Origin of the sequence: Lichenicoccus sp. (genome assembly GCF_965276875.1) — a bacterium.
Taxonomy (GTDB): Bacteria; Pseudomonadota; Alphaproteobacteria; order Acetobacterales; family Acetobacteraceae; genus Lichenicoccus.
Genome location: NZ_OZ255701.1, coordinates 403,088 through 416,679 on the forward strand (window position 1 = coordinate 403,088; position 13,592 = coordinate 416,679).

11 protein-coding genes and 1 pseudogene are annotated in these 13,592 nt (G+C 68.4%); 11 read left to right on the top strand and 1 reads right to left on the bottom strand.

What is annotated here, in order from left to right:
- Position 1: 1 nt before the first annotated feature.
- The 3 genes from ACQY4K_RS02065 to ACQY4K_RS02075 all read left to right on the top strand — a co-directional run bounded on the left by ACQY4K_RS02065 (position 2) and on the right by ACQY4K_RS02075 (position 2,733).
- Positions 2-1,807, top strand: coding sequence for an AsmA family protein (locus tag ACQY4K_RS02065; protein ID WP_428393001.1), 1,806 nt, complete (start codon positions 2-4; stop codon positions 1,805-1,807).
- Between the two features lie 5 nt (positions 1,808-1,812).
- The gene (locus ACQY4K_RS02070) at positions 1,813-2,487 is read left to right on the top strand and encodes an ATP12 family protein (protein ID WP_428395892.1); all 675 of its coding nucleotides are present in this window, start codon (positions 1,813-1,815) and stop codon (positions 2,485-2,487) included.
- Between the two features lie 102 nt (positions 2,488-2,589).
- Positions 2,590-2,733 (top strand): hypothetical protein, encoded by a 144-nt coding sequence (locus ACQY4K_RS02075; RefSeq protein ID WP_428393003.1) that lies wholly within the window; start codon positions 2,590-2,592, stop codon positions 2,731-2,733.
- A 274-nt stretch (positions 2,734-3,007) separates the two neighbouring features.
- Here the strand turns inward: ACQY4K_RS02075 and ispF are convergent.
- Positions 3,008-3,493: pseudogene (gene ispF, locus ACQY4K_RS02080) on the bottom strand (2-C-methyl-D-erythritol 2,4-cyclodiphosphate synthase); the annotation flags it as partial.
- A gap of 177 nt (positions 3,494-3,670) precedes the next feature.
- Here ispF and dusB point away from each other — a divergent pair.
- The 8 genes from dusB (at position 3,671) to ACQY4K_RS02120 (ending at position 13,576) form a co-directional block, all read left to right on the top strand.
- Entirely contained in the window at positions 3,671-4,747 is a 1,077-nt protein-coding gene (gene dusB, locus ACQY4K_RS02085) for a tRNA dihydrouridine synthase DusB (RefSeq protein WP_428395903.1), read from the top strand.
- Positions 4,748-4,851: 104 nt separating this feature from the next.
- The gene (locus ACQY4K_RS02090; RefSeq protein WP_428395905.1) at positions 4,852-5,937 is read left to right on the top strand and encodes a two-component system sensor histidine kinase NtrB; all 1,086 of its coding nucleotides are present in this window, start codon (positions 4,852-4,854) and stop codon (positions 5,935-5,937) included.
- Positions 5,938-5,974: 37 nt separating this feature from the next.
- Positions 5,975-7,441, top strand: coding sequence for a nitrogen regulation protein NR(I) (gene ntrC / locus ACQY4K_RS02095; RefSeq protein ID WP_428393005.1), 1,467 nt, complete (start codon positions 5,975-5,977; stop codon positions 7,439-7,441).
- 46 nt (positions 7,442-7,487) lie between these two features.
- Complete coding sequence (locus ACQY4K_RS02100; protein WP_428395907.1) at positions 7,488-9,665, top strand: ATP-binding protein; 2,178 nt, start codon at positions 7,488-7,490, stop codon at positions 9,663-9,665.
- Entirely contained in the window at positions 9,655-11,046 is a 1,392-nt protein-coding gene (locus ACQY4K_RS02105) for a sigma-54-dependent transcriptional regulator (RefSeq protein WP_428393007.1), read from the top strand. The genes ACQY4K_RS02100 and ACQY4K_RS02105 overlap by 11 nt, the downstream gene beginning before the upstream one ends.
- 69 nt (positions 11,047-11,115) lie before the next feature.
- On the top strand, positions 11,116-11,460 hold the full coding sequence (gene hfq / locus ACQY4K_RS02110) for an RNA chaperone Hfq (RefSeq protein WP_428393009.1): 345 nt from the start codon (positions 11,116-11,118) through the stop codon (positions 11,458-11,460).
- Entirely contained in the window at positions 11,461-12,747 is a 1,287-nt protein-coding gene (gene hflX, locus ACQY4K_RS02115) for a GTPase HflX (RefSeq protein ID WP_428393011.1), read from the top strand.
- Between the two features lie 4 nt (positions 12,748-12,751).
- Complete coding sequence (locus ACQY4K_RS02120) at positions 12,752-13,576, top strand: inositol monophosphatase family protein (protein ID WP_428393013.1); 825 nt, start codon at positions 12,752-12,754, stop codon at positions 13,574-13,576.
- The last annotated feature ends 16 nt before the right edge of the window (positions 13,577-13,592 follow it).

The following is a 13,592-nucleotide window of genomic DNA, read 5'->3' on the forward strand; positions in this document are numbered from 1 at the left end:
CGTGCGGCGGCGTTGGATTGCGGCGATCGTCGTGTTGCTGTTGGCGACAGTCGGCGGGGCGTTGCTGTGGCAGCGATTTGCCAGCGACCACGCGGTCCGCCCGCGCCTGGTGGCCACGCTTTCGCGACAGACGGGCCGCCCGGTGGCCATCGGGCACGCGGGCTTGCGGCTGCTGCCGTCGCCGCATCTGCTGGTGGACGATGTCGCCATCGGCAATATGCTGCGGATTGCGCATCTGCGCGCGACGATCCGGGTCTGGCCGCTGTTGTCGCATGTCGTGCGGGTGCGCGCGCTGGTGCTGGACGGCGTCAGCCTGCATCTGCGTCGCGGTCAGGATGACTGGCGGGCAGCGCACGCGTCTGGTTCGACCGGTGCTGGCCATTCGGGCGGTCGGCGGTGGCGATTGCAGCTCGACTCACTGGTCTCGCATGACTCCGAGATCGACTGGCACGAGGGACAGGCCAGCGGCGTGGTGCATCTGAGCCTCCTGCGCGCCTCCGGGCTGGACGGGGCAAGCCCGCGCTTTCGGCTCGCCGGCGCGGCACACGGCGCCGGCTACGGGATCGAGGGCAAGGCTCGCCGCGTAGCGGATCGCTCGCCTTGGGCGATCTCGCTGCAAGCGCGCGAGACGATCGGCGGCGCGGTGGTCGCCCATGGCAGGCTTTCGGGCACCATCGCGTCCCGGCATGACTACGATCTCGCGGGCGCGCTGACCCTGGCCGATCTCGCCGCCCTCGACCGGCTGTTTCCAAATGCGAAGCTGCCAGCGGCGAAGGCCGTGTCGGTCGATCTGCATGTGCGCGATGATGGCCATCCGGCGCTGCTCGCCCTGCGGGCGCATGGCGGTGCCGTCAGCTTGCCCGCTTCGGACGGCGTGACACTTCGCGGCTGGCGCATCAAGGCGGCCGCTCCCGGAGCACCGGTTCAGGTTGCCGCGAATGGCGCTTGGCAAGGCTCCGCGGTGTATCTCTCGGGCACGCTTGGTACGCTGCGGACGCTTGGCGATGGCGGCCTGAACGCCGTGGCACGACATTCCCTGTTGCCGCTGCTGCAGGCGCTGGCCGCGGATCTGGTACTTCAATCGGGCGGCACGGACTCGGCGCGCCTGCGGGTCGGCGGCGGCGCCATACCGGTCGCCTGGCGATTGTCGCTGCATCCCTGGTCGATGCCGGCCGCTTCCCTGTCGCGGCTGCTCGGTAGTCCTGACGCTGTGCACGGCAAGGCGGAGCTGGTGGGCGAGCTCGACACCAGCGGTGAGAGGCGCGCGGCATTGCGCGCCTCCGCACACGGCCATCTCGGCGTCTCTGTCGTTGGCGGAACGATATCCAATGCCGTGCTCGCCGGAGTGCTCGGGCCAGACTCCGCAATCAACGCCATGCTGCCGCGACGTGGGGGCGTAGCGTTGCGCTGTCTGGCCCTGCACGCGACGATCGGGCATGGGCAGGCCGCGTTCGATACGATCGATCTGCAGACCGCGCCGGTGTCGCTGCGCGGACATGGCAGTCTGGCATTGGGTGGTGGCGACCTGGATCTGCATCTGTGGGCGGTGGCGCGGGTCGGTGCGGCGGCCGCCACCGTGCCGGTCACCCTGCGCGGCAGTCTGCGCCACCCAACTGTGGCAATGGAGCGGGCAGCTCCGGGTGGACGCTATGTACTGAGCCTTGGGCCGCGCGAGTCTGGAGGGGAGGGATGCCAGGCGGCTCTGCTCCAGGCGCGCGAAGGGCTCGCCGGCGAGATGCCGGCGCCCCTGCGCAAACCCGAGCATAGCGCGCTCGGCATCCTGCGCGCCCTGGGTCTCGCGCATTGAGCCAGGTGATGGGGCTCGCCGGCGGCGGCTTTGCGGTGCTGTGCAACGGCGCAGCCCTCGAAGGCCCTGACGGCGGGGTCCTGCGATGCGCGACGCGGGAGCTGGCCTGCGCGGTGGCGGAAGAATGGCGGCAGGCCGGCGCCAGGACGCTGACCAGCCTCGTCGGCCGCAGCCAGCGGATCGAGGCGGCGCCGGACCGGACCCTGGCAGCGCTGCTCGGCTTCGCCCGAAGCGACCTGCTGTGCCATCGCGCCGCGGACCCGCCGCGCCTCGCGGCGATGCAGGCGACTCAATGGCAGCCCTGGCTGGACTGGCTGCGTGACCGGCACGGCGTGGCGCTGCCGGTCACCTGCGGCGTCATGCCGCTGGTGCTGCAGGCGACGGCGTTCGAGACGCTACGAGAGGTGTTGCAGGAACTCCCCGCCAGGGTGCTGGCTGGGCTCGATCTGGCGGTGCCGGCGCTCGGCAGCCTGGTGCTGGGACTGGCTCTCGCGGAACGCCAAATCGAGGCGGCGCAGGCCGTCACTCTGTCGCGCCTGGAGGCAATCTTCCAGCACGCGATCTGGGGCGAGGACCCAGTCTCTTCGGCGCACGCGGCGCACCTGACCGAACAGATCATCCAGACCGACTACTTTATGCGACTGACCGAGCCCGCTTTTGGGTCAGCCGACCCATGCTGATTGTGCAACGCAGCATTGGGGCTGAGCGGGTGCTTGAGAGCATTGGTTACTTTAACCCTGCGCGGGATTTGGTAAGCCTCCGGGTAAGGTCGAAGGAGAACCATGTTGAACGAAACCATTCTCGAGACGCCGCGTCGCCGTGGTTTTACCCAGAGCATGGCACGTTGGACGGCGACGGTGGCAATGGGCTCATGGGTCGTGATCGGCATCGTGCCCGTGGTGGTGGCGATCTGCGCCCTGCGTTGAGCCCCGGCTTGCGCGACAAGATCATGTGAGTTGGCTTTATGACGGAACGGGTCGCGGATTGCCCGATCGAGTCGGTGCTTGTGGGGAGCTGATCGCCGCGTTCAATCGCGCCTACGTGTCGCATGCCGAGGCAATGATCTTCGTTGTTTCAAGCTCGATTTCGAAGCTGCTTTCGCCACCCTCGGCGTGCCGCAAGGCTACCATGTCGAGGCCGTGGTCTCGATCAAAAGGCAGGGCCTGCGAAGCTGCCTTTCCTCGGGGATAGAGCTGTTGCTTACGGCACCAGCACCGTCGCGCACGCCTGGCAGGCAATTCCTTCGCCGCGGCCGGTGAAGCCGAGCCGCTCGGTCGTCGTCGCCTTGACCGAGACACGGCTGGCTTCGACATCGAGCAGGTCCGCCAGCCGCGCCCGCATCGCGAGGGTGTGTGGGCCGATTTTGGGATGTTCGCAGATCAGGGTCACGTCTACATTGATCAGGCTGCCGCCGCGCGCAGCGATGCGGGACGCTGCGTGCTTCAGAAAACGGGCGCTGTCGGCATCCTTGAACGCCGCATCGCTCGGCGGGAAATGCTGGCCGATATCGCCCTCCGCCAGCGCCCCATAGATCGCATCGCAGAGCGCGTGCAGCCCAACATCGGCGTCGGAGTGTCCGGCAAGCCCGCGCTCAAAGGGCACCACGACGCCACATAGCAGCAGCGGCCGCGGTTCGCCGAAGGCATGCACGTCGAAGCCGATGCCGGTGCGCGGCAGCAAAGCAGGGCGGTCCGGCAGGTCCGTTGGCATCGGCTCGTCTCCTCGCACTCCGTGGCTTCGTGCATTGCTTTGCCGCGGTCAAGCTCGGACGTCTCACGGCGTGATCCGCAGGCGATTGCATGCAGCGCACCCGTCGCGTATTCTGCACAAATCATGAGCATTGGTGAACGCAACGCCGAAGGGATGGCACCGGGCCGACCCTGCGATCAGCCTCCGGCCGCGGCCGGTGCCCTGAAACCGATCGATCTCGGCGGCCTACGGCTCGAAGTCCCGGTGATCGTGGCCCCGATGTCGGGGGTCACCGACCTGCCGTTCCGCACGTTGGCGCGCCGGCTTGGGGCTGGTCTGGTGGTCTCCGAGATGATTGCCTCATGGGCGATGATCCGCGAGAACGAGGCGACTCTGCGTATGGCCAGGGTGGCGGACGATGCCGGCCCGACCGCGATCCAGCTTGCCGGCTGCGAGCCGGCGGCAATGGCGCAAGCCGCGCGCATCGCGGTGGACCAGGGTGCCGACCTGATCGACATCAATTTCGGCTGCCCGGTGAAGAAGGTCGCCGTCGGCCAGATGGCGGGTTCGGCGCTGATGCGCGACGAGGCGCTGGCCGGATCCCTGCTCGAAGCCGTCGTGCAGGCGGTGCGGGTGCCGGTGACCCTGAAGATGCGCATGGGCTGGGACCATGCCAATCTGAACGCGCCGGCCCTGGCCCGCATCGCCCAGGAAAGCGGCATCCGCATGGTCACCGTGCATGGCCGCACGCGCCAGCAATTCTATACCGGCACCGCCGACTGGTCGTTCGTCGGCCAGGTCAAGCGCGCAACGCGGCTGCCGGTGGTGGTCAATGGCGACATCACCAGTCTTTCGGCGGCGCGCGCAGCCCTGGCGCAGTCGGGCGCGGACGGGGTGATGATCGGGCGCGGCTGCTACGGCAGACCCTGGTTCCCTGCTCACCTCGCGGCCGCCCTTGCGCACGGCACCCCGCGCGCCGAGCCCGATCTCGCGGCCGAGCTGTCGATCGTGCTCGAACACTATTGCGCGATGCTGGCGCATTTCGGCCGTCACGCCGGGCTGCGGCTGGCGCGCAAGCATGTGTCCTGGTACTCGGCCGGGCTGCCGGGCTCGGCGTCGTTCCGGGCCGCATTCAACCATGTCGATGACGCCGACGCCGCGATGGCGATGATCGCCGCGTTCTATGCGCGCCAGATCGATTTCGGCCTGAGGCGCGAGGCGGGGCAAGAGCCAGGGCGTGAGGCGGCGTGAGGGCCGCGATTTCGCGCGCCAGGGCGGCGCTCATTCATGCCGCGGCACCCGAGCGTGCAGTGTCGGGGCATGCACTATCTGCATCGTCCGTCGATCATGCCGCCATGATCGAGAGCCTGCTGGTACCCGTGGTGCTACTCGATGCCGCCAACCGGCTGCTGTTCGCCAACAGCGCCGCCGAGCACTTCTTCGGCATGTCGTTGCCGCAACTCCGCCAGCACGTGCTCGGCGATTTTCTGTCGCGCGACCATCCGATCTTTCTGCTGGTCGAGCAGGTACGCCGCCTCGGCGTCGCGGTGGTCGAGCACGAGCTGGCCATCGACGGACCGCGGCTGCACCGCACCGGCATCACCGTCCAGGGCACCGGGCTTGCCGGCGAGCCGGGCGCGGTGATGCTGACCCTGCACGACGCTTCCGCGGCGCGGGCGCTGGATCGCCAGCTCACCTTCCGCAATGCCGCCCGCAGCGTCTCTGGGATGGCGGCGATCCTGGCACACGAGGTGAAGAACCCGCTGTCGGGCATACGCGGGGCGGCGCAGTTGCTCGAGAGCACGGTCGCCGAGGACGACCGCGAGCTCGCCGTGCTGATCCGCGACGAGGCTGACCGCATACGCGCCCTGGTCGAGCGCATGGAGATGTTCAACGAGCACGGCATCGAGCGCGGCCCGGTCAACATCCATCGCGTGCTCGAGCATGTGCGGGCGCTGGCGCAAAAAGGGTTCGCGGCGCATCTGCGGATCGTCGAGAACTACGACCCCTCGCTGCCGCCGGTGCACGGCAATCGCGACCAACTCGTCCAGGTCCTGCTGAACCTGGTCAAGAACGCGGCCGAAGCACTGACCGAAGCAGCCGGCGCCGGTTACACCAACGGGCACGGCCCGGGCGAGATCACTCTCTGCACCGCCTATCGGCACGGCATGCGCCTGGGTGCGGCCGGCTCCGAACAGCGCGTGCATCTGCCGCTCGTGGTCACCGTGCGCGATACCGGACCCGGTATTCCCGAAGCCATCAGGCCGCATCTGTTCGAGCCGTTCCTGACCACCAAGACATCGGGCAGTGGCCTTGGTCTTGCACTGGCGGCAAAGATCATCGGCGACCATGGCGGGATCATCGAGATGGAAAGCGTGCCCGGCAAGACCGAGGTGGTCCTGTATCTGCCGGTGATGATCGACGATGCGGATCCAAGATAGCCGCCATGGGTCGGGCCCAGGCATACCGAGAGACTCCATGACGCTGCCAACCGTTCTGGTCGCCGACGATGACCGTTCCATCCGGACCGTGCTGACCCAGGCCCTCGGCCGCTCCGGCTATCAGGTCCGCACCACCGGCAATGCCGCCACCCTCTGGCGCTGGGTCGAGGAAGGCGAAGGCGATCTGGTGATCACCGACGTGGTGATGCCCGACGAGAACGGGCTCGACCTGATCCCACGCATCAAGCGCATCCGGCCCGAGCTGCGGGTGGTCGTGATGAGCGCGCAATCGACGTTGATGACGGCGGTCAAGGCGACCCAGCGCGGCGCCTTCGAATATTTGCCCAAGCCGTTCGACCTCAAGGAGCTGCTGTCCGTGGTGGCGCGGGCGCTGGCCACCCCGCTGCCGCCCGGGCCGCCGCCGGCGCCGCGCGACGCCGAGGAGCGGCTGCCGCTGATCGGCCGCTCGATGGCGATGCAGGATATCTACCGGATCATCGCCCGGCTCACCACCGCCGACCTGACCGTCATGGTCAATGGCGAGAGCGGCACCGGCAAGGAGCTGGTGGCGCGCGCGCTGCACGATTACGGCCGCAGGCGCGCAGGCCCCTTCGTTGCCATCAACATGGCGGCGATCCCGCGCGAGCTGATCGAAAGCGAGCTGTTCGGCCATGAGCGCGGCGCCTTCACTGGCGCTACCAACCGCAGCCAGGGACGCTTCGAGCAGGCGGCCGGCGGCACGCTGTTCCTCGACGAAATCGGCGATATGCCGCCCGAGGCGCAGACTCGGCTGTTGCGCGTGCTGCAGGAAGGCGAGTTCACCACCGTCGGCGGCCGTCTGCCGGTCAAGGCAAACGTGCGGATCATCGCCGCGACGCATCGCGACCTGCGCCAGGCGATCCGGGCGGGGATGTTCCGCGAGGACCTGTTCTACCGTCTCAACGTGGTGCCGATCCGGCTGCCGCCGCTGCGCGAGCGGATCGAGGACATCCCGATCCTGGCGCGGCACTTCCTGGAACAGGTGCAGCAGAGCGGCCTGGCCGCCAAGACGTTGTCCGACGCCGCACTGGAGCGGCTCTCGGCGCATCGCTGGCCCGGCAATGTGCGCGAGCTTGAGAACCTGATCCGCAGGCTCGCCGCCCTCTACCCGCAGGAGACGATCAGCGCCGAGGTAATCGACAATGAACTCGCCGAGAATGCGCTGTCCCCGGACGGCGGCGCGACCGCCGCACCAGGGCAGCAGCATGGGCAGCACCAGGAGCCGCTGGTCGCCGCGGTCGAACGACACATCCGTCAGTTCCTGCTATCCAATCGGGACGGGCTGCCGTTGCGCGACATCTATGACCGGGTGATCTCCGAGGTCGAGCGGCCGCTGATCCAGATGACCCTGGCCTCGACCAAGGGCAACCAGATCAAGGCGGCGGCGATGCTCGGGCTCAACCGCAACACCCTGCGCAAGAAAATCCGCGACCTCGAAATCCCCGTGGTGCGCGGGATTGGCTAGACGCGCGGCATGGGAGACGGCGGGGCCTTTCTGGCCACCGCGCCGATTGCGCGCCGCCCTGCTCGGCCGGGTCGGCACGCTGGTATTGGCGACCACGGCGTTGGCACTGGGCCTCGCCACCTTCGTGGTGCTGTCGGGCGGCATGCGTCTGGCCAACCGTCCGCGAGTCGAGTTCGCGCTGGTCGCCTCCAACCTTGTCGTCCTGATCCTGCTGGCCGCAGCCCTGGTGGCGCGCCTGGCCAAAATCCTTGGCGAGCGCAGGCGGGGGCTCGCCGGCTCGCGGCTGCATATCCGCCTGGTGCTGCTGTTCGGCGTCGTGGCAGTCGCCCCGACCACCGTGGTCGCTGTGTTCGCCGCGGCATTTTTCCACATGGGCATCCAGCTCTGGTTCAACGACCGGGTGCACACCGCGCTCAACGAGGCGCTGGCCGCCTCCACCGGCTATCTGCGCGAGCACAACAACAACATCCGCGTCGACGCGCTGGAGATGGTCAATGACCTGTCGCAGAACGGCGCCGTCTCCTACATGAGCCGCAGCACCCTCCAGCAGATGCTCTCCGACCAGGTCTATCTGCGCGGTCTCGCCTGGGCTGCGATCTATGATCCAAACAACAACCAGATCCTGGCCTCGTACGACATCTACAATCCGCTCGGCGTGACGATCCCGCCGGAATCCGCGACCATGCTGGCACGATCCGGCGACGTCGCCATCGAGGACTCCGCCGACGGGCGCACGGTCAGCGCCGTGGTCGGCCTCGGCGACGTCTCGCCGCCGCGCCTGATGCTGGTCATCACCCGCCCGGTCGACCCGGTGATCCTCGAGCATATGCGCAAGACCCAGCAGGTGGTCGCCGACTACAACCGTCTGGACCATAACCGCTCCGGGTTGCAGATCACCTTCGTGATGATTTTCGCGCTGGTCGCCCTGCTGGTGCTGGCCGCGGCGGTGCTGGTGGGGCTGGTGCTCGCCAACCAGATCGCCCGCCCGCTCGGCCTGCTGATCCTCGCCGCCGAACGGGTGCGCGAAGGCGATCTCGGCGTGCGCGTGCCGGAGGCCGAACGCGAGGACGAGGTCTCCGGCCTGTCGCGCGCCTTCAACCGGATGACCGACGAACTCGCCGCCCAGCGCGGCGAGCTGATGGCGGCCTATGGTCAGATCAACGAGCGCCGGCGCTTCACCGAGGCGGTGCTCTCGGGAGTCTCGGCCGGGGTCATCGGGCTCGACGCCGAACAGCGTATCGAACTGCCGAACCTCGCCGCCGGACAGCTCCTGGGCTCGGACCTGATGCAGGCGGTGGGGCAGCCGCTCGCCGAACTCGCCCCGGAGTTCGTAAACCTGCTGACCCTGGCCGGCCAGAGCCCCGAGCGGCCGCAGACGGCGGAGGTGCAGAGCGGCCGTCGCACCCTGCTGGTGCGGATCGGGCCGGAAATGAAGGGCGCCGTCACCGAAGGCTACGTGGTGACCTTCGACGACATCACCGAGCTGCAATCCGCGCAGCGCAAGGCGGCTTGGTCGGACGTCGCACGACGTATCGCCCACGAGATCAAGAACCCGCTGACCCCGATCCAGCTCTCCGCCGAGCGGCTGAAACGCCGATTCCTGCGCGAGATCACCAGCGACCCTGAAACCTTCAGCCAGTGCGCCGACACCATCGTCCGCCAGGTCGGCGATATCGGCCGCATGGTCGACGAGTTCTCGGCGTTTGCGCGCATGCCGCATCCGCAAATCCAGCCCCACGACCTGGGGCGGATCGTGCGCGAGGCGCTGATCCTGCAAAAGACCGCCCATCCCGACATCAACTTCGCGGTCGAGTTGCCCGAGCGCGGGCCCGTCGTGCCGTGTGACCGCCGGCTGCTCGGCCAGGCGCTGACCAACCTGCTGCAGAACGCCGCCGACGGCATCGGCATGCTGCCGCCTCCCGGATCACGCGGAACCATCCGGGTCAGGGTGCGCTCGGACGAACGCGAGGTGACGGTGTCCGTCGCCGATGATGGGGTCGGGCTACCCAGTGCGGACCGGCTTCGCCTGATGGAGCCTTACGTGACGCATAAGCCGAAAGGCACCGGCCTGGGCCTTGCCATCGTCAAAAAGATCATGGAGGACCATGGTGGCGCCGTCACACTCGAAGACGCCGCCCAAGGAACCGGAGCCATTGCAACGTTGATCCTGCCTTGCCCGATCACAGAACTCGTCCACGACGAAAGCCGCGTCGATGGCGCATGAAATCCTGGTCGTCGATGACGAACCCGACATCCGGCTGCTGGTCGAGGGACTGCTGCGCGACGAGGGCTACGAGACCCGGATCGCCGCGGACTCCGACTCCGCCATTGCCGCGTTCCGCGCACGCCGGCCCTCTTTGGTGATCCTGGACGTCTGGCTGCAGGGCTCGCGCCTCGACGGCTTAGGCATCCTCAAGGCAATCCAGGGTGAGGAACCCGGCGTGCCGGCGGTGATGATCTCCGGGCACGGCACCATCGAGACCGCGGTCGCCGCCCTGCAACACGGCGCCTACGACTTCATCGAAAAGCCATTCCAGGCCGACCGTCTGCTTCTGGTCGTGCGGCGCGCCCTGGAGGCAGCGCGATTGGCGCGCGAGAACGCCGAGCTGCGCCTGCGCGCTGGTCCCGAGACGTCGCTTCGCGGCGACAGCCAGATCATGCAGGCGGTGCGTGCGCAGATCGAACGGGTCGCCCCCACCGGCTCGCGCGTGCTGATCTCAGGCGCCGCCGGTGCCGGCAAGGAGGTCGCGGCACGCATGATCCATGCCCGCTCGCGCCGCGCCGAAGGGCCGTTCCTGGCCCTGAACTGCGCCACCTTGGCACCCGCACGCTTCGAGGAGGAGCTGTTCGGCCTCGAGGGTGCCGCGGACGGGCAGGGGCCAAGTCGACGCACGGGCGTGCTCGAACGCGCCCATGGCGGCACCCTGCTGCTCGACGAGGTCGCCGACATGCCCATCGAGACGCAGGGCAAGATCGTCCGCGCCCTGCAGGACCAGACTTTCGAGCGGGTCGGCGGCGCCGCTCGTGTGAAGGTTGACGTGCGCGTGCTCGCCACCACCAACCGCGACCTGCAGGCGGAGATCGCAGCCGGCCGCTTCCGCGAGGATCTGTATTACCGGCTCGCCGTGGTGCCGCTGCGGGTGCCCAGCCTGCGCGAGCGACGCGACGACATCCCCGACATGGCGCGTGCCTTTCTTGCGCGCTCCGCCGAGATCGCCGGCCTGCCGATGCGCGAACTCTCCGCCGATGCTCTGGCCGCGCTGCAGAGCTACGACTGGCCGGGCAATGCGCGCGAACTGCGCAACACCATGGACTGGCTGTTGATCATGGTCCCGGGCAACAATGCGGAGGCGATCCGCGCCGACATGCTGCCGCCGTCGATCGGGCAGGGGGCGCCGGCGCTGCTGCGCTTCGATCCGGCCGCCGACGTCATGGGCCTGCCGCTGCGCGAGGCGCGCGACCTGTTCGAGACGCAATATCTGCAGGCGCAACTGCTGCGCTTCGGCGGCAATATCAGCCGCACCGCCGGCTTCGTCGGCATGGAGCGCAGCGCCCTGCACCGCAAGCTCAAACAGCTCGGCGTGAACTCGGACGACCGCGGCTAGCTTTTCCGCGAGCCCAGCGGCTGCTACTGTCTCGGCTCCGCCAACAACAAAAACGTATAAAGGTCTGTCGTGGCAAAAGACCCCACTCAGAATGTTCAGGACGTGTTCCTGAACCATGTCCGGCGCTCCAAGACCCCGGTGACCATCTTCCTGGTCAATGGTGTCAAGCTGCAGGGCATCATCACCTGGTTCGATAATTTCTCTGTGCTGCTGCGTCGCGATGGCCATACTCAATTGGTCTACAAGCACGCGATCAGCACGGTCATGCCGGCAGCACCGATCGCCCTGTTCGACCAAAGCAAGGAGCCCGGCAAGGCGGAAGCCGGACCGTCGCCGACCACCATGACCCTCGGAGCCAAGGAGGCGATGCCCAATGGCAGCAAGGAGACGGTGCCCGCCGGCGGCGTCGCCTGAGTGGCGGCCGCGGACACCAGCCCTGGCCCGACACGCGCGGCCGTCATTCTGCCCTGGGAGCGGCCGGCGCATCACGACGACCAGCGCGCGGCCGAGGCCCGTCTCGACGAGGCGGTGGGTCTCGCCGCCGCGATCGGCCTCGACATCGTGCACAGCGCCATACTGCCGCTGCGCACACGCCGTCCATCGACCCTGCTCGGCAGCGGCCAAATCGCAACACTCCACGACACCATCGAGGCCGACCATGTCACCGTTGCCATCATCGACGCCAGGCTCAGCCCGGTGCAGCAGCGCAACCTGGAGCGCGCGCTCGACTGCAAGGTCATCGACCGCACCGGCCTGATCCTGGACATCTTCGGCGAACGCGCCGCCACCCGAGAGGGCACGCTGCAGGTCGAGCTCGCGCATCTCGAATACCAGCGCAGCCGTCTGGTGCGATCCTGGACCCATCTGGAACGCCAGCGCGGCGGCTTCGGCTTCCTCGGCGGCCCCGGCGAGACCCAGATCGAGGCGGACCGGCGCATGATCGGCGAGCGCATCGTCCGCCTGCGCCGCGACCTCGAACAGGTGCGACGCACCCGCGGCCTGCACCGCGAGGCGCGCCGTCGCGTGCCGTTCCCGGTGGTCGCCCTGGTCGGCTACACCAACGCCGGCAAATCCACCCTGTTCAACGCCCTCACCGGCGCCACTGTCCACGCCCAGGACCAGTTGTTCGCAACCCTCGATCCGACCATGCGCGGCCTGCGACTGCCCTCCGGGCGACGAGTGATCCTGTCCGACACCGTGGGCTTCATCAGCGAGCTGCCGACCGAGCTGGTCGCCGCCTTCCGCGCCACCCTCGAAGAGGTCGCCGAAGCCGATCTCATCGTGCATGTGCGCGACGCCGCTCACCCGGAGACCGCCGCCCAGCGCCAGGATGTCCACGCCGTCCTCGAAGGCCTGCTCGACACCGATTGGCAGCCGCACAGCATCGAAGTGCTCAACAAGGCCGACCTCCTCGGCGGCATCGCCAATGTGCCGGCGCGCGACGACGCCGTGGTGATCTCCGCCCTCACCGGCGAAGGCCTGAACAGCCTCACGCAGGACATCGACCGCCGCTTGCTGGCCGCGATGGCAGAGGCCGCCTACGCAATCCCCGTCGAGGACGGCGCCGCCTTGGCCTGGCTCTACGCGCACGGCGAAATCACCGCCCGCGACGACACCGAGACCGCAATCCGGCTCACCGTGCGCATGCTGCCCGCCGACCAGGCGCGCTTCGAGCAACGGCACGGCCAACCGGACATCTGATCCCATGTTCTCAGTCAGCGACGCCGCCGAGATGAACCAGGTGCTGCGCGCCGCCGCACGACTCGAAATCCTGCCGCGGTTCCGCCGCCTGACCCCCGACGCAATCCGCACCAAGTCCGGACCGCACGACCTGGTCACAATCGCCGACGAAGCCGCAGAAGTGCTGATCACCGAGGGCCTCACCCGCCTGCATCCGGACGCCCTGATCGTCGGCGAGGAAGCCAGCTCCCGCGACCCGACCCTGCTCGACCGCCTTGGCAACGCGGACCTCGCCATCGTCGTCGATCCGATCGACGGCACCTCGAACTACGCCGCCGGCGTGCCGCTGTTCGGCGTCATGGCCGCCGTCATCAGCCGCGGCGAAGTCGTGGCCTCGATTATCCACGACCCGATCAGCGACGACAGCGCGATTGCGGTGCGCGGGCAGGGCGCCTGGAGCGAAGCCGCCGACGGCACCCGAACGCCGCTGCGCGCCGCGGCCCCCACGTCCCCAAATTTGATGACCGGCCAGGTCGCCTGCCGCTATTTGCCGGATGACCTGCGCGACACCGTCTCCCGCAACCTCGTCCACGTCGCCGGCTCCTGGGACTACCGCTGCGCCGCCCACGCCTACCGCACCCTCGCCGCAGGAGACTGCCACTTCCTGATCTTCAACCGCCTGATGCCCTGGGACCACCTGCCAGGCACGCTGCTGCACAGCGAAGCCGGCGGCTTTGCCGCCCATTTCGACGGCTCCCCCTACCGCCCCGCCAACCGCACCGGCGGCCTGATCTGCGCCCCGGACCAGGAGAGCTGGCTGGCCTTACGCGCTTTGCTAATGCCAGAGTAAGTCATGGGGCTCTGCC